General features: G+C 59.5%; 26 protein-coding genes, 1 tRNA gene, 1 other RNA gene and 1 pseudogene. 15 read left to right on the plus strand and 14 right to left on the minus strand.

The genetic code is table 11. The annotated features are described in order from the left end of the window. A pseudogene (locus tag ABNU55_RS14610) lies at window positions 1-218 on the plus strand (hypothetical protein); the annotation flags it as partial. A 292-nt stretch (window positions 219-510) separates the two neighbouring features. Here ABNU55_RS14610 and ABNU55_RS14615 read toward each other — a convergent pair. After that, window positions 511-587 (minus strand) — tRNA-Arg (locus ABNU55_RS14615). 49 nt (window positions 588-636) lie between these two features. On the opposite strand from ABNU55_RS14615, the gene ABNU55_RS14620 reads away from it, so the two are divergent. Next, window positions 637-1,416, plus strand: coding sequence for a thermonuclease family protein (locus ABNU55_RS14620; protein WP_290748704.1), 780 nt, complete (start codon window positions 637-639; stop codon window positions 1,414-1,416). Here ABNU55_RS14620 and ABNU55_RS14625 read toward each other — a convergent pair. Continuing rightward, window positions 1,413-2,138 (minus strand): beta-ketoacyl-ACP reductase, encoded by a 726-nt coding sequence (locus tag ABNU55_RS14625; protein WP_290748707.1) that lies wholly within the window; start codon window positions 2,136-2,138, stop codon window positions 1,413-1,415. The genes ABNU55_RS14620 and ABNU55_RS14625 overlap by 4 nt on opposite strands. Before the next feature lie 175 nt (window positions 2,139-2,313). On the opposite strand from ABNU55_RS14625, the gene phaR reads away from it, so the two are divergent. After that, window positions 2,314-2,925, plus strand: coding sequence for a polyhydroxyalkanoate synthesis repressor PhaR (phaR, locus tag ABNU55_RS14630; RefSeq protein ID WP_290748709.1), 612 nt, complete (start codon window positions 2,314-2,316; stop codon window positions 2,923-2,925). A 19-nt stretch (window positions 2,926-2,944) separates the two neighbouring features. Here the strand turns inward: phaR and ABNU55_RS14635 are convergent, their stop codons facing one another. Next, window positions 2,945-3,691 (minus strand): DUF1223 domain-containing protein, encoded by a 747-nt coding sequence (locus ABNU55_RS14635; RefSeq protein WP_348764508.1) that lies wholly within the window; start codon window positions 3,689-3,691, stop codon window positions 2,945-2,947. Between the two features lie 30 nt (window positions 3,692-3,721). After that, window positions 3,722-6,493, minus strand: coding sequence for an aconitate hydratase AcnA (acnA, locus tag ABNU55_RS14640; RefSeq protein WP_290748713.1), 2,772 nt, complete (start codon window positions 6,491-6,493; stop codon window positions 3,722-3,724). Between the two features lie 135 nt (window positions 6,494-6,628). Between acnA and ccmA the strand changes: the two genes are divergently transcribed. Genes ccmA through ABNU55_RS14665 form a run of 5 tightly spaced genes read left to right on the plus strand, consistent with a single transcriptional unit; the run spans window position 6,629 to window position 9,307 of the window. Continuing rightward, window positions 6,629-7,204, plus strand: a complete 576-nt coding sequence (gene ccmA / locus ABNU55_RS14645) for a heme ABC exporter ATP-binding protein CcmA (RefSeq protein WP_290748716.1) — start codon at window positions 6,629-6,631, stop codon at window positions 7,202-7,204. Then, window positions 7,201-7,863 carry a heme exporter protein CcmB gene (locus tag ABNU55_RS14650; RefSeq protein WP_290748718.1) on the plus strand — a complete coding sequence of 221 codons (663 nt, stop codon included), beginning with the start codon at window positions 7,201-7,203 and terminating at the stop codon, window positions 7,861-7,863. The genes ccmA and ABNU55_RS14650 overlap by 4 nt, the downstream gene beginning before the upstream one ends. 22 nt (window positions 7,864-7,885) lie before the next feature. Then, window positions 7,886-8,617 (plus strand): heme ABC transporter permease CcmC, encoded by a 732-nt coding sequence (gene ccmC, locus ABNU55_RS14655; protein WP_290748721.1) that lies wholly within the window; start codon window positions 7,886-7,888, stop codon window positions 8,615-8,617. A 4-nt stretch (window positions 8,618-8,621) separates the two neighbouring features. Then, window positions 8,622-8,789, plus strand: coding sequence for a heme exporter protein CcmD (locus ABNU55_RS14660; RefSeq protein WP_290748723.1), 168 nt, complete (start codon window positions 8,622-8,624; stop codon window positions 8,787-8,789). Then, window positions 8,786-9,307, plus strand: a complete 522-nt coding sequence (locus tag ABNU55_RS14665; protein WP_290748725.1) for a redoxin family protein — start codon at window positions 8,786-8,788, stop codon at window positions 9,305-9,307. Before ABNU55_RS14660 ends, ABNU55_RS14665 begins: the two co-directional genes overlap by 4 nt. 6 nt (window positions 9,308-9,313) lie before the next feature. Here the strand turns inward: ABNU55_RS14665 and ABNU55_RS14670 are convergent, their stop codons facing one another. Beyond that, on the minus strand, window positions 9,314-9,907 hold the full coding sequence (locus tag ABNU55_RS14670) for a MarR family transcriptional regulator (protein WP_290748727.1): 594 nt from the start codon (window positions 9,905-9,907) through the stop codon (window positions 9,314-9,316). 113 nt (window positions 9,908-10,020) lie between these two features. On the opposite strand from ABNU55_RS14670, the gene ABNU55_RS14675 reads away from it, so the two are divergent. Next, window positions 10,021-10,557, plus strand: a complete 537-nt coding sequence (locus ABNU55_RS14675) for an NUDIX hydrolase (RefSeq protein WP_290748729.1) — start codon at window positions 10,021-10,023, stop codon at window positions 10,555-10,557. Here the strand turns inward: ABNU55_RS14675 and ABNU55_RS14680 are convergent. The 4 genes from ABNU55_RS14680 to ssrS form a co-directional block, all read right to left on the minus strand. After that, window positions 10,547-11,320 carry a septation protein IspZ gene (locus ABNU55_RS14680; RefSeq protein ID WP_290748732.1) on the minus strand — a complete coding sequence of 258 codons (774 nt, stop codon included), beginning with the start codon at window positions 11,318-11,320 and terminating at the stop codon, window positions 10,547-10,549. The genes ABNU55_RS14675 and ABNU55_RS14680 overlap by 11 nt on opposite strands. Window positions 11,321-11,328: 8 nt before the next feature. Then, window positions 11,329-12,789 (minus strand): lipopolysaccharide biosynthesis protein, encoded by a 1,461-nt coding sequence (locus ABNU55_RS14685; RefSeq protein ID WP_290748735.1) that lies wholly within the window; start codon window positions 12,787-12,789, stop codon window positions 11,329-11,331. A 35-nt stretch (window positions 12,790-12,824) separates the two neighbouring features. Further along, window positions 12,825-13,703, minus strand: a complete 879-nt coding sequence (locus tag ABNU55_RS14690) for a DMT family transporter (protein ID WP_290748737.1) — start codon at window positions 13,701-13,703, stop codon at window positions 12,825-12,827. Window positions 13,704-13,762: 59 nt separating this feature from the next. Further along, a non-coding RNA gene (gene ssrS / locus ABNU55_RS14695) (6S RNA) lies at window positions 13,763-13,919 on the minus strand. Window positions 13,920-14,115: 196 nt separating this feature from the next. Here ssrS and ABNU55_RS14700 point away from each other — a divergent pair. Continuing rightward, on the plus strand, window positions 14,116-14,508 hold the full coding sequence (locus tag ABNU55_RS14700) for a DUF4168 domain-containing protein (RefSeq protein ID WP_290748741.1): 393 nt from the start codon (window positions 14,116-14,118) through the stop codon (window positions 14,506-14,508). Window positions 14,509-14,679: 171 nt separating this feature from the next. Further along, window positions 14,680-15,207: a hypothetical protein gene (locus tag ABNU55_RS14705; RefSeq protein WP_290748743.1), complete on the plus strand. Its 528-nt coding sequence runs from the start codon at window positions 14,680-14,682 to the stop codon at window positions 15,205-15,207. Window positions 15,208-15,286: 79 nt separating this feature from the next. On the opposite strand, the gene ABNU55_RS14710 is transcribed toward ABNU55_RS14705, so the two are convergent. From ABNU55_RS14710 to ABNU55_RS14725, 4 genes are all read right to left on the minus strand, one after another. Beyond that, window positions 15,287-15,673 (minus strand): RcnB family protein, encoded by a 387-nt coding sequence (locus tag ABNU55_RS14710; protein WP_290748745.1) that lies wholly within the window; start codon window positions 15,671-15,673, stop codon window positions 15,287-15,289. Between the two features lie 96 nt (window positions 15,674-15,769). After that, window positions 15,770-16,222: a VOC family protein gene (locus ABNU55_RS14715; RefSeq protein ID WP_290748748.1), complete on the minus strand. Its 453-nt coding sequence runs from the start codon at window positions 16,220-16,222 to the stop codon at window positions 15,770-15,772. A 203-nt stretch (window positions 16,223-16,425) separates the two neighbouring features. Further along, window positions 16,426-16,782, minus strand: coding sequence for a DUF559 domain-containing protein (locus ABNU55_RS14720; RefSeq protein WP_290748749.1), 357 nt, complete (start codon window positions 16,780-16,782; stop codon window positions 16,426-16,428). Between the two features lie 369 nt (window positions 16,783-17,151). Beyond that, window positions 17,152-17,565, minus strand: a complete 414-nt coding sequence (locus tag ABNU55_RS14725; RefSeq protein ID WP_290748751.1) for an NUDIX hydrolase — start codon at window positions 17,563-17,565, stop codon at window positions 17,152-17,154. 79 nt (window positions 17,566-17,644) lie between these two features. Here ABNU55_RS14725 and ABNU55_RS14730 point away from each other — a divergent pair, with 79 nt between their 5' ends. From ABNU55_RS14730 to ABNU55_RS14745, 4 genes are read left to right on the plus strand one after another with little or no spacing between them, the layout of a single operon-like run. Then, entirely contained in the window at window positions 17,645-19,012 is a 1,368-nt protein-coding gene (locus tag ABNU55_RS14730) for a solute carrier family 23 protein (protein ID WP_290748753.1), read from the plus strand. 38 nt (window positions 19,013-19,050) lie between these two features. Next, window positions 19,051-19,695: a hypothetical protein gene (locus ABNU55_RS14735; protein ID WP_290748755.1), complete on the plus strand. Its 645-nt coding sequence runs from the start codon at window positions 19,051-19,053 to the stop codon at window positions 19,693-19,695. Next, window positions 19,692-20,477, plus strand: a complete 786-nt coding sequence (locus ABNU55_RS14740) for a DNA-processing protein DprA (protein WP_290748757.1) — start codon at window positions 19,692-19,694, stop codon at window positions 20,475-20,477. Before ABNU55_RS14735 ends, ABNU55_RS14740 begins: the two co-directional genes overlap by 4 nt. Before the next feature lie 8 nt (window positions 20,478-20,485). Next, window positions 20,486-20,944, plus strand: coding sequence for a PDZ domain-containing protein (locus ABNU55_RS14745; protein WP_290748759.1), 459 nt, complete (start codon window positions 20,486-20,488; stop codon window positions 20,942-20,944). A gap of 18 nt (window positions 20,945-20,962) precedes the next feature. On the opposite strand, the gene ABNU55_RS14750 is transcribed toward ABNU55_RS14745, so the two are convergent. Continuing rightward, window positions 20,963-21,174: hypothetical protein (locus tag ABNU55_RS14750; protein WP_348764509.1), on the minus strand; the 212-nt coding region annotated here is incomplete at its 5' end.

Below are 21,174 nucleotides of genomic sequence, written 5' to 3' on the forward strand. Positions count from 1 at the left end.
ACATCACCCTCCAGGCCTTCGGCGACAAACCGGACCCCAATGACTGGACAAGGTTTGCGCCACGCGCGCCCTGGGAAAAGCTCACCCCGGGGCTGGGCATGGACGGGCTGCCGCTCTCCGGTCTTGCGCCCATAAGAGCTCGGCGGGCAACTGTGAGCCTCGGTCGCGACCCCTGCAGCATTGTTCGTGTTTCGGAGCTCGACCTTCATCCACCCTGAAGCTCTGAACCGCACAGCCAAAGCGATCATCCTGAGCGACGTCGAAGGACGGGCGCGGGCACACACCAAACTTCCCCGCTCTCCGAAAACGCCTGCGAAAGCAGGTCCGTAAAAACCGGGATCATGACCGTAGCCCCACCGGGCCTGCGGCCGCACCTGCTGGTTTTAGCTCTCTAAAGCCCCCCTCGACCTCATCGCGGAGCAAAGTGAAGCGGAGACCAAGCAAGGCAGCCCTGAGCCCGATCCATCGCGAAGCGGGGATCAAAACGAACAAGCCCTATAAAAGAAAAACTGGCGACCCCGACAGGATTTGAACCTGTGACCTACAGATTAGGAATCTGTTGCTCTATCCTGCTGAGCTACGGGGTCGCATAGGGTTGGCGATAGCGTGTTTTTGGCCGGGTTAGAAGGGGGCGCCATGTTCAAAGCTTTTGTCGCCGCGGCAGCTGGCCTGCTCCTTGTCACCGCCTGTGGCCGCTCTGGCCCCTTCTCGGACATGCAGCAAGGTGAGCGCGGCAGGGTCGTGCGCATCATCGATGGTGATGCGCTTGTCCTCGATACCGGTCAGAGCGTGCGGCTTGTCGGACTGGAGGCGCCGGCCATGAACTGGCGTGAGAAGGACCCCGAACCCTATGCCGAAGCGTCGTCACGTATGCTGGACGACCTCGTCATGGGCCGGGCCGTGCGCCTTTACTATCCGGGTATGACCCGTGACCGCTATGACCGCGCGCTCGCGCATGTCGAGACGGCGGACGCCAAGGGGCCGCATTACTGGCTCAACGCCGAGATGCTGCGGCGCGGCGGGGCGCGTCTGCGCATCTATCCAGATACCGACCGGGCGAGCGAGGCGCTGGCCGCGGCTGAAACCGAGGCCCGTGCACAAAGGGCGGGGCTCTGGAAAGAAGCGGCCTATCTGCCTGCGCAGGCCCGCGCGCTTACGCCCGATGCGCGCGGTTTCATGCTGGTATGGGCAGAGCTCGCGGACGAGGCGCCTCTGCCAGAGGACACCTATGGCGGCCCACCCGCCTGTTCACGCCGGACAGAAGGAAGCGCGCTTATCATTGATGTCGGCCACGCCGCAGACGCGGTTTGCGACTTGCCGCCGGGCACCAGGGTAGAGGTGCGTGGCTGGGTTGCGGATGGACGGCTTGAGCTCGTCCATCCGCTTCATGTCCAGGATATATCCGACAGGAACTAGCCTGCGATATACTGCGCGCCGTTCACCGTCATCGTCGCACCGGTGATGAAGCCGGCCTCATCGGACGAGAGATAGGAACACATGGAGGCGATCTCCTCAGCCTTGCCGAGACGGCCGACAGGGATGGTCGAAATAATGCTTTCCAGCACCTTTTCCGGCACCGCGCGCACCATTTCGGTGTCGATATAGCCGGGCGCGACCACGTTCACGGTGATGCCCTTCTTGGCGCCTTCCTGGGCCAGCGCCTTGGTAAAGCCGATCAGGCCGGCCTTGGCGGCCGAATAGTTTGCCTGGCCGAACTGGCCCTTCTGCCCGTTGATCGAGGAGATGTTGATAATCCGGCCCCAGCCGCGCTCACGCATGCCATCCCAGACCTGCCGGGTGACATTGAAGGCGGAGGTGAGGTCGGTGTTGATCACCTCATTCCACTGTTCAAGCGTCATCTTGTGGAAGGGCGCGTCGCGCGTAATGCCCGCATTGTTGACCACCACATCGACGGGGCCGAGATCGCTCTCGATCTGTTTCAGCGCTTCGCCGGTCGCTTCATAGCTTGCGACGTCGAATTTGTAGCATTTGACGCCGAGGTCGGCTTCGCACTGACGTGCGGCCTCCTCATTGCCGGCAAAGTTTGCCGCGACATCGAAACCATCGGCTTTCAGCCGTTCGCTGATGGCGCGTCCAATCCCCCTCGTGCCACCTGTAACCAGTGCGACTTTTGCCATATTTCTCCTCCAGAAATGTTGCGCAGCAAAAATTTTTGTTGCGTTTGCTCAACCTTATGTAAGCTTAGGTCTGTTAAATCAGGATACACGATTTTGAAAGTCTCGCGATTTCATGCCATCCTAGGTCAAAATCACGAACAAGAATCGCCGCATACGGCGCATTGAAGGGCAGGAAATGACCAAGGCAAACGGGTCCAGTGACACAGTTATCATCAAGAAGTACGCCAACCGGCGGCTCTATGACACGTCCACCTCCTCCTATGTCACGCTGGACCATCTGGCAGATCTTGTCCGCCGTGAGGTGGATTTCGAAGTGCGCGACGCCAAGTCCGGCGAGGACCTGACCCGGTCGGTCCTGACCCAGATCATCTTCGAGAAAGAAACAAAAGGCGATGGCGCACTGCCGCTTTCCTTCCTGCGCCAGCTGATCGGTTTCTATGGCGGCGGCGCCCAGAATATGCTTCCGGCCTGGCTGGACATGAGCATGAACAGCTTCGCCGAAAGCCAGGAGCGGTGGAAAAAGGCGATGGGCGGCACCCATCCGATGGCCTTCTTCGAGAAGCAGACCCGCCGCAATATGGAAATGTTCGAACAGGCGATGAAGATGTTTGCCGCCCCGGCGGCAGCGGCCTCCGCGGGCAGCACCCGGCGCGCCGAGCCGGCTGAGCCGAAAGCGTCCTCATCGGAAAAGGCTGCCAATGAAGAGCGCGATGAGGCCATGGCCGCGCTCAAGGCGCAGATGCAGCTGATGCAGCAGCAGCTCGACAATCTCTCCACCAAATCCTGATGGTGGAAGGCTCCAGGGCCTAGTCGGGACGGGCTTGCAGCGGTCGTGCGGCAAGCACCTGGCCGAAGCCGCGTTCCTGCACAATCACGGCGCAGGCTCTCTCACACGTATAGGAAAATGTGACCGGCCCGCCGGTCCACACACCGAGCTTGCGGGTTGAGACGACCGGATTGACCATGCCGTTAAAGGCGTCCTCTTCGGGCACATAGCTTACAAGATGAATGTCCGCCGGTGCCGGAAGTGCGCCATCCACCGCGAAGCGTTTGCCATCCCCGGCCGAGACCTCGATGTCCAGCGTATCGGCAACCTTCCGGCGGTCATCGATATTGGCGTTGATCGTCTCTTCCTTGGTGGCCGGGCATTCCTTGGCGCCATCATAGACCGATTGCGGCGTATAAGGCCCACGCAGTCCGAACCGGTCGGCATAGGCGGCCTGGCGCTCAGTCGCGGCGGGGATGGCCAGCGGGTCCGGCTCACCGAGATAGTCCCAGTAATCGACCGCCCAGGTCAGGATGAAGACCTCGCCCTCATGCGCCTTCTCAACCGCCCGAAGGGTCTTGTAGGCCTGCGGGCACACCTTGCAGTTCTGCGAGGCAAAGAGCTCGATCAGGACAGGCCGCTCGGCCTGCGCTGCCGGTACGAGCGCAAGGGCCGCGAGAAGCGTGGAGAGAATGGCTTTCATCGTCGCGCCCATACCGTTCCTGACCGCCGATTGGAATTCACTAAGGCGTGAAATGACAGATGCCGCCCCAATCTGGAGCGGCATCCGGCAGATTTGTCATTCTACGTGCAGAAATCAGGCCGCTTCACGGGCCAGATTGCGCAGCACATAATGGAGAATGCCGCCATTGCGGTAATAGTCGAGTTCGTTCTCGGTATCGATCCGCACCAGCGTGGAGATAGTCTGCTCGGAGCCATCGGCCTTCTTGATGGTGACATCGAGGTCCTGACGCGGGCTGATCGAGTCGATGCCGGAAATTGACACCTGCTCGGAGCCATCGAGGCCAAGGCTCTGCCAGGACTGGCCGTCCTTGAACTGCAGCGGCAGCACGCCCATCCCGATCAGGTTGGAGCGGTGGATGCGCTCAAAGCTCTCGGCGACCACAGCTTCGACGCCCAGAAGGATCGTGCCCTTGGCTGCCCAGTCGCGCGAGGAGCCTGTGCCATATTCCTTGCCAGCGAAGACGACCAGCTGGACATCGTCCGCCTGGTACTTCATCGCCGCGTCATAGATCGGCATCTGCTCACCCGACGGGTGATGGATGGTCACGCCGCCTTCGACGCCCGGCACCATCTGGTTCTTGATGCGAATATTGGCGAAGGTGCCGCGCATCATGACTTCGTGGTTCCCCCGGCGCGAACCGTAGGAGTTGAAGTCGGTGACGGCGACCTGATGCTCCTGAAGATAGCGCCCGGCCGGGCTGGACGGTTTGATCGCGCCAGCCGGCGAGATGTGGTCGGTCGTGATGGAGTCGGCAAAGAGACCGAGGATGCGGGCTTCCTTGATGTCTTCTGCTTCCGGCAGGTCGACCGTCATACCTTCGAAGTAGGGCGGGTTCTGCACGTAGGTGGAGGTCGGCGGCCAGGAATAGGTCTTGGAGCCGCTCACAGAGATATTCTGCCAGTGCTCGTCGCCCTTGAAGACGTCGCCATAGCGCTCAGTGAACATTTCCGGCGTCACGGACTCGCGCATCACGTCGGCGATTTCCTTGGAAGATGGCCAGATGTCCTTCAGGTAGACGTCATTGCCGTCCTTGTCCTTGCCGAGCGGATCGCTGGTCAGATTGATGTGCAGCGAGCCTGCAATCGCATAGGCCACGACCAGCGGCGGGGAGGCGAGATAGTTCGCGCGCACATCCTGGCTGATACGGCCTTCGAAGTTACGGTTACCTGACAGGACAGAGCCGACGACGAGGTCATTCTCGCTCACGGCCTTCGAAATGGCCGGCGGAAGCGGGCCGGAGTTACCGATACAGGTCGTGCAGCCATAGCCGACCAGGTTGAAGCCCATGGCATCGAGATCGTCCTGGAGGCCTGCGCGGGCGAGATAGTCGGTCACGACCTTGGAGCCCGGTGCGAGCGAGGTCTTTACCCATGGCTTGCGGGTGAGGCCCTTCTCCAGCGCGTTGCGGGCCAGCAGGCCGGCGGCCAGCATGACGGACGGGTTGGAGGTGTTGGTGCACGATGTGATGGCCGCGATGACGACCGAGCCGTCATGGATGTGGAAATCCGTGCCTTCGACCGAGTGCATGGAGACGCCATAGGCTTCCGGATCGGTATAGACATTGGTCGCGCCCTCATCGAGGAAGCGGGCCTCGCCCTTCGTGTCCGGCGTGGTGTCAGGATCCTTGGCGCCGCCGCGGATCTCGTTCAGCGCGTCGCGGAAAGCGGTGTCGGCTTCGGTGAGAAGGACACGGTCCTGCGGGCGTTTCGGGCCGGCAAGCGATGGCACGACGCTGCTGAGGTCAAGCTCCAGACTGGACGTGTAGATCGGGTCTTTCTGTTCCGGGCGCCAGTAGCCCTGTGCCTTGGCATAGGCCTCGACCAGCTTGACGCGCTCCGGGTCACGGCCGGTGTCGGAGAGGTACTGGATCGTTTCCTCATCGACCGGGAAGAAGCCGCAAGTGGCGCCATATTCCGGCGCCATGTTGGAGATCGTCGCTTCGTCCTCGAGCGTCAGGTTCGCAAGGCCCTCACCATAGAATTCGACGAACTTGCCGACCACGCCATGCTTGCGCAGCATCTGGGTGACGGTCAGCACGAGGTCGGTCGCGGTTGCGCCTTCTGCGAGCTTGCCGGTCAGCTTGAAGCCGACGACTTCCGGGATCAGCATGGAGACCGGCTGGCCGAGCATGGCCGCTTCGGCCTCGATGCCGCCAACGCCCCAGCCGAGGACCGACAGGCCGTTGATCATCGTGGTGTGGGAGTCGGTGCCGACGCAGGTGTCGAAATAGGCGATGGTCTCGCCGTCTTCTTCCTTGGTCCAGACCGACTGGCCAAGATATTCGAGATTCACCTGGTGACAGATACCGGTGCCCGGCGGGACAACGCGGAAATTGCGGAAGGCCTTGGAGCCCCAGCGCAGGAACTCATAACGCTCCTGGTTGCGCTCATACTCGACCTTCACATTCTTCTCGAAGCTTTCCGGTCCGCCGAAGAAGTCGACCATGACGGAGTGGTCGATGACGAGGTCGACTGGGACCAGCGGATTGATGGCTTCTGCATCGGCGCCGAGCTTTTCGGCGGCATCGCGCATGGCGGCAAGGTCAACAACGGCCGGCACACCGGTGAAGTCCTGCATCAGGACGCGGGCCGGGCGGTAGGCGATCTCGTGGCTGATGTCGCCCTTCTTGTCGAGCCATTCCTTGAAGGCCAGAATGTCGGCCTTGGTGACCGTCTTGCCGTCTTCATTGCGCAGCATGTTTTCCAGCAGCACCTTGAGCGAGGCGGGCAGGCGTGACACATCGCCCAGACCGTTTTCGGCTGCGGCCGAAAGCGAGAAATAGACGTATGACTTGCCGTCGACGTCGAGCGTGCGGCGTGAATGGAAACTGTCGAGGGATGGCATCGTGGGAGTGACCTCTTCTTGCATGTGTCCGGTGGGCGCGCGCCGGTGCGCTGCGCGTGTTTGCCTGTCTCATATAGTCGATGCGCGGCATACGCAATTGCAGCAGGATGAGACATCTTGGAAGAGAACGCAGCCATGAGCCGAGAGTTTCTGATCAAGGCGACAGGACTTGGCGCCATCAAGGGCGAACGCATCCTCTTTTCCGACCTTTCGCTGGAGCTGGGTCGGGGGGAGGCGATCGTCCTGCGCGGGATAAACGGCGCCGGCAAATCGACCCTGCTTCGCATGCTCGGCGGTCTCTCGCGCCCCGATGCGGGCACGGTGGAGCGGACCGTCCGCCACCACTGGATCGGCCACCGCAACGGGCTGAAGCCGCATGAAACGCCGCGCGCCCACCTTACCCATTGGGGCCGGGTCTGGGGCAGCAGCGCAGAGCCGCTGGCGGTCGCCCGGAAAATGGGCGTGGAGCGTCCATTCGAGGTCGCGGGCCAGCTTCTGTCTGCCGGACAGAAGCGTCGCACCGCCATCGGGCGGCTTCTTCTGGCGGAGCGCCCGGTCTGGTTGCTCGATGAGCCTTTTTCGGCGCTGGACCGGGAGGGCCGCGACCTTGTGACCGGCCTGATCGACGCGCACAGGGCCAGTGGCGGCGGAGTGATCGCGGCCCTTCATGGCGAAGCGCCATTCGAAGCGAGCCGGGAGGTGCAGCTGTGAGAACGCCGTCTCCCTTGCGCGCAGCCTTTCGTCAGGCGCTCGGTGAAGCCTGGGCCGGTGGGGCAGGCGTGCTGCTCCCCATTGGCTTCTTTGCTGGCGCCGCGATGCTGGTGCCCTTCACCGTGGGCAGTGAGGCGAGTCAGCTGTCTTCCATCGGTACTGGCATTCTCTGGGTCGCGCTGGCTCTGGCTTCGCTCGTCTCCATGGAGCGGGTCTTTCAGGCAGATCTCGAAGACGGCGCGCTGGAACTCTGGGCGCAGGAGGAGACACCGCTCTTTCTGGTCGCTGCCGCCAAGATCCTCGCCCACTGGATCATTTCCGGTCTGCCGCTTGTGCTTCTGACCCCGCCCATCGGGATCGCACTTCAGGTCGATCCGGGCGCGCTCATTCCAGCCATGCTGGCCTATGGTCTTGGCGGGCTCGCTTTTTTTCTCTGGGGCGGCGTGGCAGGGGCGCTTGCGGCAAGTGTTGCCCGGGGCGGTCTGCTTATCGCCTTGCTGGCCTTGCCGCTTTTCGTGCCGACCGCTATCTTTGGCGCGCTGGCCACCGTTGAAGGGCCGGGCGGGCCGAGCCTTCTCTTCCTTGCCGCCGCCACGCTGTTCGCGCTCGCTGTTGCGCCTTTCGCCGCATCTGCGGCGCTGCGCTTGGCGGTGGATTGAGACACCTTTATCAGGGGAAGCCATGATCAGGGCATTTGCCAATCCACACCGTTTCATGGCGCTGTCGCGCTGGCTGGCGCCAGCCTGTCTCGGCGTGGGCGCACTACTCATTGTCTGGAGCGCCTGGCAGGGGCTGTGGATCGTGCCGCAGGATGACTATCAGGGCGGCGATATCATGCGCGCCATGTTCATCCACGTCCCGTCTGCCTGGCTCGCCATGGCGAGCTATATGGGCCTTGCCGTGACCAGCCTCGTCTGGTTCGTCTGGCGCCATGAGCTTGCTGATATGGCGGCCAAGTCCATCGCCCCGCTGGGCGCTGCCTATACCGCGATGTGCCTTGCGACGGGCTCGATCTGGGGCAAGCCGACCTGGGGCACATGGTGGCTCTGGGACGATGCGCGGATGATGTCGGTGCTGGTGATGTTCTTTCTCTTCCTAGGCTATATGGCGCTGCGTGCGGCGATGGAGACGCGCCAGAAGGCCGCGCGCGCGGGCGCTATCCTCGCCATGGTCGGCGCGGTAAATGTGCCGCTGATCAAGTTCTCGGTCGATATCTGGTCGTCCATCCATCAGGATGCGAGCGTGCTGCGTCTCGACGGGCCCGCCATGCCGCCGGTCTATCTCACCCCGCTTCTGATCGGCGGGCTTGGCCACATGGTCTTCTTTGCAGGCCTCACCATGATGCTGGTGCGCGCCGAGGTCTGGCGCCGGCGGGCAGACGTGTTGATCGCACGCAAGCTGGCGGGGGCCTGAGACGATGCTGCCGGTCTTTGAACAGAATGCCGCTTTCATCTGGGCCATCTATGCCATCGGCCTCATCGTGCCGGTGGGACTGGTCATCTACAGCCTGATGCGGGCGGGCCATGCCAAGAAGCGGCTGGAGCGCCTGCAGGGCGAACGCGACGCCGCGCGAGGTCAGTCATGAAGCTCTGGCAGGCTGCCCTCCCGCTCGCCTTGCTTGGCGGGCTTGGCATTCTCGGTGCGTATCAATTGATGCAGCCGGAAGAGGAAATCTTCGTCGCGAAGGCTGAGCGGGACGCGCCGGCGCGGGCCTTCCCGCTGCTCGATGCGCCGGATCAGGAGATTTCATTCGCCCCGCCGCCCGGTGACAAGCCCGTCATGGTCAACCTGTTTGCGAGCTGGTGCGCGCCCTGCCGGGCCGAGCATGGCGACATCACGGCGCTGGCGGCTGAGTTTCCGGGACAGGTCTATGGCCTTGCCTACAAGGACGCGCCCGAAGCGACGCGCGGCTTTCTGCAAGAGCTGGGCAATCCGTTCGAGAAGATCGGGACAGACCGGTCGGGTCAAGGCGGTCTGGATTTCGGGCTTACCGGCGTGCCGGAGACATTCGTGATCAACCCGGAAGGCAAGATCATCCTGCATGTTCGCGGCGTGCTGGATGAAGAGCGCCGCGAACAGGTCGCCGCCGCTCTGGCCGGCTAGGTCCGCTTATTTCTTCTTTTTCTTTTTCTTCTTCTTGTCGGACTTTTTCGAGCCCTTTTCGGCCTTGGCCTTCTTGGACTTTTTCGGCTTGGCTTTCTTGTCCTTGTCCGCGATGTCCTCCGCCTCGTCCGTCATCTCCTCCTCGACATCCGGCTCTTCCTCCGGGGCGCCGATAGCGCTCAGCGAGATGATGAAGCCAGTCCGGCGATTGGCACGCACGGCCGAGAGCAATTCCTTGTCGGCCGCCTCGACCCCCGGTAGCGCGGCTTCATAGACGTCGCGGCCCTTGGGCTTGAGGGAGACAGCCTTTGCGCGGGCATCTTCCTGCGAGGTGACGCGCTCGATATAGCCTGCGGTTTCCATGCGGCGGACCATTTCGGCGAGTGTGGAACGGTCTATGCCGGTGCGGTCAACAAGGCTCGCCTGGCTTTGTCCCTCTTCCGCGGCAAGGGCCGCAAGCACCGCAAACTGGCGGATGGTCAGCCCTTGGGCTGAGAGCGTTTCGGAAGAAAGATTGACAGCGGCCTGCTGGGCGCGGTGCAGAAGATGGCTCGGGGAGGAGGAGAGGTCGAAACCCTGCTTGTCTTGCTCGTCTGCCATCGTGTCCTATCCTTGCTCATCTGCCTTCCTGATCAGAAGGCTAGCCAGTATCTGGAAACAAACCGTGTGCGGATCAATGAAATTTCCCAATAACGCCATACAATAACAGGTTCATGACACAGACGATTTCAGAAAACTTCGAGCTTGCCGTACCTGACGGCGACGACCGTGAACGCAGGGTCTGCGGCACCTGCGGCTTTGTCGACTATCGCAACCCGCGCATCGTGGCCGGGTCGGTTGTCACGAGCGGCGACCAGATCCTTCTCTGCAAGCGCGCGATCGAGCCGCGAAAGGGGTTCTGGACCCTGCCGGCCGGCTATATGGAGCTTGGCGAGACAGTCGAGGAAGCTGCCCAGCGCGAAGCACACGAGGAAGCCTGCGCCGATATCGAGATTGACCGCATGCTGGCGACCTATTCGATCCCGCGCATCGGCCAGGTCCAGATCATGTTCCGGGCGCGGCTGGTTTCCGGCTTCAGGGCGGGGCCCGAAAGCCTCGACGTCCAGCTTTTTGACTGGAAGGATATTCCCTGGTCGGAGCTGGCCTTCCCGACCGTTGTCTGGGCGCTGACCCATTATGCAGAGACGCGCCACAGATCGGACTTTGTCGCCTATGGAAATCCGGACGGCACCGACAAGGTTACGCGCTAGCCTTGCCTTCGGCGGGGCGTTCCGCCTCATCGCTGTCGCGAAGATGTTTCATCGTATAGGGCACGTTCGCGGCGCCGAAGGCGATGGTGATGACCCATGTGCCGAGCTTCCACCAGGTTGCCCAGGCATCCTCGAAATTATGCGCGCCAAAGGTGATGCCGAGGAAGTCGTACTGGCCGGCCGGGGCCCAGAGAATGCCCGCGATATAGAGCGGATCCTCCAGCGGCGGCACGAAATAGCGCCAGATGAACTCATTCGCCGCGGCCATGACGACGAAATAGCCGCCCCAGCGTATGGCAAGCTGGGTCCAGGCATGGTCAGGCAGGTCGAAGACCGACTTGAACATCACCTTCCAGATATTGGTACCGAAGGCCAGAGAGCCGAAAATGAAGGCCGCCAGAACCAGCTGCTGGATGGTCGGCTTGGCATAGATGAAGCCCTTGTCCTGCAGGACGATGCCGATAATGCCGAAGGCGCCTACGATCCCGGCGCTGAGCAGGGTGAAGAGCGGGACACGCCCGCCTGAGAAAAGGCGGTAACAGATGAAGCCCACCGTCATGATGATCAGTACGCCGGTCGCCCAGTAGAGGGCGGTCTCGGGGTTCACCGCCAGCTCCAGCCCGCCAATCGTCGTGCTGATATCGATGTCCGCCAGACGGATCAGATTGTAGACGGCGACGAAGGAAATGACCGGCAGGAGTTCGCCCCAGATCTGGTTCGCCTTGCCGGCTGCCTTGTCGAGGTCGCTTTGTTGTTCACTCATGCTGTCTCTTACGTCTCGTGTGCGCTGTCAGATTTCGAAAGCCTGTCTTGCACGAATGATCTGGCACCGCCAGCGTCGAGGAGTAGCGCAGCGGCTGCATAGACTACAGCGCCTGCCGCCGCCTTGCAGATGAGCTCTGCCCAGCTGCCAAATTCCGGAATGAAGGCGGTCGCAGGCCACATGGCGAGCGCGGCGAGACCGATCTTGAGGGCAGGCCAGACGGGGAAAGGAAACGCGATGTAGCGCCGGCCGCGCAGGGCGATGATCAGAATGCCAAGCGCATAGCTTACAATTGTGGCGATGACCGCGCCAATAATGCCGAGCGAGGGAATAAGGAGCAGGTTGGCGGCGATATTTACCCCGGCCGGGATGAGCATCAGGATGGCCTGTTCCCCGGTCTTCTGGGCAAGCTGGAAGACCTCTGAATAATAGTGCATCAAGAGCCCGTTCATCAGGCCGGCAAAGGCGATCCAGGGGATGATCCGGGTGGCGCCTTCGCGCACATCCTCACCGATCAGCGCTTCGGCGAGCGGTTCTGCGACAAGGGCAAGACCCGTCACGGCCGGAACGCCGATGAAGAGAATGGTCGAGACAAGGCTGCGCGCCTGCGCGCTCGCGGCCTCCGGGCCGTCTTCCTCAAAGGCGGCGAGGACAAGCGGCGCGCCCGCCATGGCGGCCCAGGCGCAGAGGAGAAGGATTGTCTTGTCGGCCACGCCATAACCGGCGGCATAGGCCCCCACCGCCGCCTCGCCAAGAAACAGCGAGATCAGAAAGCGGTCGGCGACCGAGAGCAGGATGTCGAGAGAGAGCGCGGCGGCGATGGGCAGGCCATAGGCGTAATAGGCGCGGATGCGCTCTGGAGACGCGGTTCCTCCTCTGGCCGCGCGCATCAGCCAGCTGAGCTGCGGAATGGCGACGATAAGAGCGGCGAGCGTCAGACCGGCAAAGGGGGCGGCGGCACCAAGACCGGTCAGCCAGGCGATCACGGCGCCGAGGCCAAAGCCTGCCAGAAGCCTGAAGGAAAAGACCAGCACATAGCGCGGTACCTGCTGGCTGGCGCGGTGGGCCTCAAGCGTCGCCTGTATCAGTGTGTTCAGCGGCAGGAGCACAGCGACCCAGGGCAGGATGCCGAGATAGCTGGGCAGCTGGGAGACAGCGAGCGCCAGGATGATCATCGCGACTGCGGCCAGTACAAGCGAGCGCAGCAGGACAGCCTGCACGGTGGCGAAATGGTCGCTGAGTGCCTGTTGGCCCCGCGTGCGGGCCTGGCCGGTATAGCGGTAGGCGGCAGCCTCGCCCGGCGAAAGGGTGAGCGTATGGATGAGCGCCATGACCGACAGCATCAGCGCGTAGCGGCCATATTCTTCAGCGCCCAGAAGCCGGGTGAACACATAGACGGCCCCGAAGGAGGCAAGCGCGCTCGCAATATTGGCGGGCAGATAGCCGGCAAGGTGGCGGGTCAGTTTCATCGCGCCTCGCCTAGCAGCAAGGTGCGAAGACAGGATTAAAAATTGACCTCGAGCAGAAGCAGGCCGCCGGCCAGGATAAGGGCGGCGAGGACGCGCCGGGCGCCGAACCCCTCTTTCAGGAAAAGCGCGCCCAGTATGGCCCCAAAGACGACAGAGGTTTCACGCAGCGCGGTCACTGTCGCCGCTTCGGTCATCGAGAAGGCGAGCAACGCTGCGCCATAGGAGATCACCGACGAGACACCGCCGACAATGCCGCCTGTGAGCTGCGGCCTCAATCGCCGGAAGAGCTGGCCGCGCCGCGTCCAGACCGCAACCGCTGTGGTACCGAGCCAGTCGAGCAGGAAGAGCCACACTATGAAGCTGAAGCGGTTCTCGGCAAGGCGCACACCATAGGCGTCCGTCACAGAATAAAGGCCGATGCCGACAGCGGTGAGACCGGCCCAGAAGAGCGCCGTCTGATCGAGGGTTTTCTGCTCAAGACTGCGTCCGGTGGGCAGGGCGAAGATGACAAGGGCGAGCGTCGCCAGGCCAAGACCGGCCCAGCCGAGAAGGCCCGGCATTTCATCCAGAACAAAGACCGCGATGATGGCTGTCATGAGCGGTGCGAGCCCGCGCATCACCGGAAAGACGAGGGAGAGATCACCCCGGTGAAGGGCCCGGATCATGAAGAACTGGTAGACCCAGTGCGCAGTGATGGCAGCAGCAATGGCTGGCCAGAGCGCGGCTTCTGGAAAGGGCACGAAGAAAGCGAACGGCAGGACACATAGCGCCGAGGTGATCGACAGGACCATGCGCGCGCTCAGCACATCGCCGCCGCGCTTCACCGCGAAATTGGCGAGGGCGACCGTAACCGCCGAGAGAAGGCAGAGAAGAAGGGGGGCGAGACTTGCGGGCATGGTGAGCAAGCCTGTCATCGCGCGCCGCGTCCAAAGTCAAGCGGCGTGGCGTAGCCGGTATCAGGCGAAAGAGGTGCACAAGGACCGCAGACGCCGTCTCGGCGCTCGTGTCCCGTCGACCTAGTAACTAGGTGGGTGCCGGTTAGGATAGGCCACGGCCAGTCCCAGCGCCAGCTCCCTTGACGGAACGTAAGGTCGGCGGACAGCTGGCTTCCTCGAACGCCGCAGCCCTTGTGCGTCTCCATCAGATAATGTGCCGGAGGGGGTTTGAACAGGGGCAATGCATGCGCGCACGCCAGAGACGCTCCATGACCCGTATGTCATGAAAAATCATTATATTACAAAGCGTATATCTGAGGGGTGCACGGGTTGAAGCCCTGCTCCCGATCTGTTTGGGTCACGGTCGGACCAAGAAGAAAGGAGGCCAATCATGGCTCTCAAGACGTTCCGGACCACAGCGACCGCCGCCATTGCCGCGGCAACTCTCTTTGCAGGCGGCGCAGCCGTCGCGCAGCAATCGGTGCCGCAGGAGGCGCAGCCACAGCAGGCCCAGCCGCAGATCGAGCCGGTGACCGATGCAGAAATAAGCCAGTTCGTGGCCGCCAATGAAGCGGTCAGCGAAATCGCCGCAGAAGTCACCCCGCAGCTGAAGGCGGCCAGTGACGAGGCCGCGGCCAAGGAGCTCCAGGCCGATGCCCAGGAGCAGATGATTGCCGCCATCAATGAAGAAGGCCTGTCGGCCGATCGCTTCACACAGATTGCACAGATGGCCCAGATGGACGCAGAGCTTGCAACCAAGCTTCGCGCCGAAATGAACAGCTAGGGCAGAAAGCCCCAGCCAGTTTCAGCACTTGTAAAGCCCCGCCTTCCCCTCGGCGGGGCTTTCTTTTTGTCCAATCCCCGGACTTCACAGACTATATTGAGATATCGCTTGTCATGACGCAGCGCCGGTGGGAGTCTTTGGACCATCTCCATTGGCAGTGAGGAATTGAAGATGAGATATCTGCTGATCGCCAGCCTGCTTGTTCTGTCGGCCTGTGGCGGCAAGGATGGCGAGCCGCCCGAAGCGCCGGATGCGGGGGAAAGTGCAGGCGCAGAGACGGGAAATGAAGTGCCGCCAGAGCAGCAAAAGCTGCCGGAAATCGTCTCCCCGCTGGCGGATGCAGAGCCGCTGACGCCCGGCACCTATTGCTATTTCCGCGATGATGAGAACGTCACCGAAGGCCTTGAGGTCAATGTCATGGATGACGGCCGTGTGAGCGGGGATAATTTCGGCACCATCCACCAGGAAGCGGCCGGTTATTATGCCGCCTTCAGCACGACGCTGAGCAATGGATCGCTGGGCGACAGCGCGGCGGTGACGTTCGATACAGAAACGAATGTCGATGGCGACAGCCAGCGCAGCAGCGCGATCTGGTATCTCAGTGAGAGCGGCGCCGTCCCGGACGGGCTGGACATGATGCTGGAGCCCGCGCCCTGTGAGGGGCTGGAAGAGCGCGTTCAGGAGGCCGGCGAGCGCTAGGGTGCAGCCTGCCAGTCAGACAGAAAAAAGCCCCGGCTTTTCAAGGGCCGGGGCTTTGATTTGAGGTGGCAGACGGCCTCTACTGCAGAAGCTGCGTCACGAGCTGGGTCGCCAGCTGGACCATGACGATGTCGCCGTCCACTTCGGCATAATAATAGCCGTCACGCGGGGCCGAGAGACCATAGCGGTCATAGTCGCGGATCACGCGGTAGTCGTCATAGGTGCGGCCATTATAGCGGATCGCGTCGCGCTGTCCGTCTTCATAGCCTTCGCGGTAGGCGCGCTGCTCGTCGCGGCGGTCATCGAAGCGGTCGCGGTCGCGATAATCGGCACGGTCAGGTGAGCACCAGCCTTTCTTGGCATGGCCCGGCGGGCAATGCGACGGGTCGGCGAAGGCGGGGGCTGCCGTTGCGGCGAAAGCGGTCGCAACAGCGGCGAATGCACTGTTTCGCATAAGGTTTTTCATTGTTCTTCTGGTCCTTTCAATGCGGTCTTACGCATCTGAAACGGACATTCGGGAAAACCGGTTCCGGCAAGGCTCATTAACTTCGGTTAAGCCAGCCTATTTGGCGAAGAGGCGGGACATGTCGGCGAAGGCCTTGATTTCGATGGCGTTGCCGGAGGGGTCGGTAAAGAACATGGTCGCCTGCTCACCCGGCTGCCCCTTGAAGCGGATATAGGGCTCGATCACGAAATCTACTTTGCCTTCAAGGTGTTGGGCGAGCGCTTCCCAGCTCTCCATATCCAGGACAAGGCCGAAATGGCGAACCGGAACCCCCTTGCCGTCCACCTTGTTCGTCGGGCCCCCGCTTCGCGATGGGCCGGGCTCAGGGCTGCTTGTCTGGCCCCCGCCACAAAGCTCTGGCGCGAGGTGCGCGACGATCTGGTGGCCATGGAAGTCGAAATCGACCCAGTCCGGGCTGGAGCGGCCTTCCGGGCAGCCCAGAAGCTCTCCGTAAAAGCTGCGTGCGGCGGAAAGGTCGTGAACGGGGAAGGCAAGATGAAAGGGGGGCATGGGGGCGAACGTCGCTTGGAAGCTGGCCCCCGTCAATCTCGATTTTCCGGTCGGACAGTGCCGCGGAAACTCGCCCGTTTCGACGGTGCACCCATGGTGCATGGACGGTGTTTCTGGGCGGTGTTTTCGCGGTGCTGCGAAAAATCTGGTGGATCTCCACAGAAAATCAGGCTGGCCCAGCCCGCAATCGGGAGTGGGGGAGGTCAGCCCGTTCGGCGTTTGGAGATTGCATCTCTGACCAGGCCAATGATGTGGTCTGCGCTCATCGCTGTCTTAGCCGGAACTCGCAGGACCTGCCAACCGGCCGTGCGGAGTTTGGCGTCGCGCTCGGCATCGTTCTGGCGGACCGCTTCAAGGTCATGAATCGCGCCATCGATCTCGATCACCAGCCTTAGAGACCGGATCGCGAAATCCACCGTCAGCCCTTCAATCGCGACTTGCCGTCTTACGGCGTAGCCCTCTGCACGCAGCTGACGAAGCGTCTCCCATGCTTTCTGTTCTGGCGTGTTGGCTTGCTGGCGCAAGCTGCGGGCCCGGCGCGCTGAGGGGTATTCGCTCATGTCGTGACTATCGTTTCGGTTGAGACATGGCGCAAGCGGTTCGTCTATCGCCCCCTTCTCCCGGCAGCGGGAGAAGGTGCGGAGGGAGAAGCATCGCACTGCGATGCGCCGGAGCACGGGATGAGGGCTGCTGAGGAGTGAGTTTTGATGCTGAGCTCGAGTTAGTCCGAGACGTGGGAGCCCTCACCCCTGACCCCTCTCCCGCATCCGGGAGGGGGTATAGTGATGTCGCTCCAAAATACGTCTGGATGCCTTGCCTATTTAGTCAGCAAACTCGGATTCCCGCTAAAAGAGTACGAAACATGCTGAGCCGCTTTGAAGTGATGAAGCTTAAAACAGAGCAAGAGCTTCCAGCTAATTTCAACACTATTAGCTGGGGCTGCCTCGGACAGCGAGTTCCACAATTTCGGAGTGATCAAACGCGATATCCGGCAACTCACTTAGAGGATGCCATCGGGCATCGATAGCATCATCCATTCCCACGACCTCCTGTTTCTTTCTAAGTCTCGATTGGAAGGCTATTGATACTAAATGTCCTCTCGGATCTCGGCAAGGATTGCTGAATACACCAATCAATTTCAAGCTATCCTGGGCGATATCTAGCGACGTTTCTTCAAACAGCTCTCTGACAGCCGCCGCCTCTGCGGTTTCGCCTACCTCCATAAGCCCGCCCGGCAACGCCCAGTATCCCTCAAAAGGATCCTTTTTTCTTTTAATCAGCAGTAATTCTTCGTTTGCGATTACAACACAATCGACAGTTAAAACTGGGCGTTTGTCTGACATACGCATTATTTCCTGTTTGGTCTTGGCAAACCGCAGCTTCATCGTCTAGCGTTAAGATTGCTTTCTCGGGGAGGGTTTTATGAAGGCGCTTCGTTACCAAATAGACGAACATCCAAAGCTCAGCGTGCTGCCGCTTTTTGGTCTTCAACACGTTCTAACAATGTTAGGCGCGACGGTCGCAGTTCCTTCGATAATAGCAGGCGCTTACGGCCTGAATTCGGCCCAGACGGCCCTACTAATCTCAAACGTTCTAATCGCCATGGGCTTAGCTACGCTCATCCAAACGAGGTTCGGAACTCGCCTACCTATCATTCAAGGGAGTTCTTTCGCTTTCCTACCAGCTTTGCTTTACGTTTCAAGCATCCACTCTGGGGCCGAAGGACTTGCTTATGCGTCAGGCGCCATCATAGTAGGTGCGATACTACAGTCGTTCTTAGGAATATCTAAAGTTGCCGGACTAATTCAGAGAGTGCTGACGCCGGTAGTTATCGGCCCTACGATATTGGTTATTGGCCTATCGCTTTTTAGCGTAGGTGGCAATCAAGCTTCAAGCAATTGGCCTTTGGCCCTCACCACTATTGCCTTAATAATGGTGTTCAGTTTCGGGCTCTCTTTTAGGTCACGCGACTCAGTTCACGTTCGATCATGGACTTCTGTTTTTCCGGTGGTTTTGGCTATCGGTGTTTTGTGGGTAGGTTGTGCGGCTGGTAGTTTGTTCGGCTTAATTCAAGAGTCGAGCGCCGCTTTTGTTAATCTGACTAATGTCGCAAGCAGCAACCCCATAAAGCTGAGTAATTATATTTTCCCTTGGGGGATGCCGCAGTTTGATCTGTCGTTTCTTCTAATTTTTATTATTGCGTACCTCGTCTCGACGGTAGAATCGATTGGTGACTACAACGCTGTGAATGATATAGCCCGTAGAGATCCAGAAGAGCTGGCGCCGGAAACCGTCAATAAAGGTATCATGGCGGAGGGATTTGGATGCTTCTTTGCGGGTCTCATGGGGGCAAACCCTACAACTTCCTACGGAGAAAATATCGGCGTTATCGGCATTACCGGGGTAGCTTCACGAGTGGTCGTGATGGTGGCGGCAGGCCTTCTACTGGTGGCTGGGCTCCTGCCAGTGGTTGGAGCGCTTCTCGCCAGCATTCCTACGCCAGTAATGGGCGGACTTTATTGCGTGCTTTTCGGAATGATCGCGGGAATTGGTTTAAGGTATGCGGTGAAAGCGGACCTCTCTTCGATGCGTAATGTATCTATCATGGGTTTTTCAATTTTTTTCGGCTTTGCAATACCGTCAGTGTTTGCCTCGGCAGAGCTCAAAGCAGCTACTATCGAACTCATGGGATCGGGTTTTGGCGACGTGTTTCTCGGGGTTGTCACCTCCAACATGGCCATCACGGCCTTTAGTGCACTGTTCTGGGACCTTCTTCTTGCGAAAGACTAGGGCAAAGCCTTGTACGATGAGAAAAGGTGATTTCCGGCATGCCAACTTCCGCTGCTAAAAATGATCGGTCCACTGACAACCTCTTCGCACTTGCTTTGGGAGTGGCACAGATATTTTTTTCTATGATGAATGAGTGGCTGGCGACTCAGCTGGGGTACGAAAAGCTGGCTGGCGTGGGCGTTCTCGGCATTGTAGCTTTGGTCGGTTGCTGGATGATCTATCGTGTCGATCGGAAAGACTACAACAGTCTTGCTACGCTAGGTGGCCTTACTGCTGTCGCACTTGCGCTGCTATTCGTCATGGGGCCTCAGTCCGAAGCCCAAGAAGGAGAGTCCCGACCAAGTTCGCTCAAATCCGTGGTTGGTGAAGTCTTCCTCGACAGAAACCGAAACGGATTCAGGGATGGCGCTGACGAGTCGATCCAAGGAGTATCAGTAACGCTTCGAGACCGTTTCGGACTTTCAATCAATCTCGAAAGCGACTCGAGAGGATTTGTGAGCTTCTCTATTCCGTCAGAGCGAAGCAGAATTCAAATCGTAGCTTGCAACGTAGCTCAAAGCCACACACTGAGCCTTAATGAACGGATTTCGCAGCCGCCATCTTCGGGAGGAATCGATATTCCTGCGATTTACAAAATCGACATAGGCATTGAGCACAATAATCTAGATGGCTGTTTGCCGTGACACTACACCGAAGCGTATTAACCCGCGACCGCATTAGCCAGCTGTATCAAGCTCACAGTTTCGCTCAAACTTCACTTTCAAGTTCTGAGAATTTAGAATTTGTCCATAAGTGGAGTGGGCTACGTCGAAATTATGAAAAGAACGAGTTAACCGTCCCTGAGCGGATAAATTTTCTATCTAAACATCCTCTTTCTAGGGAGCAGCTCTTCGTCTCTGTTGGGGGTAGCCGCTCACCAAATGTAGAGAGTTTCTTACAAGCACATCGTATCTGTTCTCAAATTTCTGAGATGGGCTGCATTCTGATTTCAGGAGGCGTGCCTGGAATCGATTTAGCTGCGCACCTGGCAGCTATAGATCGCAAAAGGCATGAGCTTCTAACTATCGCAGTGTTGGCAAACCCAGTCGAGTTCGGCCTATCCGGCCATCAATTTAACTCTCCTACAATTGCGGGGGGAATTGAATCGAGCGGCGCGTACCTCTCGGAGTATGATGAGAGCGTTGAAGTAAATAGCGCGGAGTTTTTGGAGCGGCTTCTTCAGAGAGATCGCATCATTTCAGCGATCAGCAATGTGTTCATTGCGTTTGAATGCTCAGTCGACAGTGCAACTGTCGACACAGCTAGAAGAGCCCGCTTGCAAGGGAAAACAGTATTGGCGGTTAAGCCACCCATAAAGACAGGTAGGAAGGGTGTAGAGCAAATTTTAGAAGAGGGTATCGCTAGCCCTTTTCTATCTCCTAAAGATATAGTGCGTGCTGCTTCAGAAAATCACATTGCCAGCTAGGTAACACAGTGACAGCATTTTTTTCAATGAAGAGCAAAAGTGCGATCGCGCTCGTAGTTTTGGGTGTACTCTTCAACGTCAATGTCGGCACTTTCGCACAGTCTTCTGCGGAGATTGAGAGCACTTTAAATACAGGTTCCGATGCGTCCGACGCTGAATTCCGCGCTTGGGCCCAGCAATTTGAGGCTGGAATAGATTTAACCAACAGTCGGATCAATCCTTCCTCAGTACCAAACTCTGTGAATTCAACGGGTTTGTATGTCACTGATTTGTCTGCCGGACACCTACTTGCGGCCTCAGGAATAAGACGGGGTGATCTGATAGTAGAGATAGGCGGAACAGCCGTTACTAGTGAGTCAGATTTTAAGCGTCAGATTTTTGACGGGGTCAAAGCCGAAAAAAGTGCAATTTTGATCAAAGTAGTCAGAGAAGATCGACGCTTCTACGTAATCGTTGCGTTAAGATAGAAGATTTCTCTCCAAAGCCTACGTGGGAAGGAACTTGGCAACTGCTTCTGATGTTGGATCGGGCTCACCAAATTGGCCTACCTTGTTTGCTTCTTTCCCAACTATCACAATTCGGCGGGCTTTGACGTGAAATCGCTCGGTAAAACCGACGTCCGCACCACCACCATTCGCAAATTTTGATTCTGGCGAAAGATGATAATTGCGCAGAATATCTCGGTAGGTTTGGAGTT

It is taken from the genome of uncultured Henriciella sp., assembly GCF_964005855.1.
GTDB lineage: Bacteria > Pseudomonadota > Alphaproteobacteria > Caulobacterales > Hyphomonadaceae > Henriciella.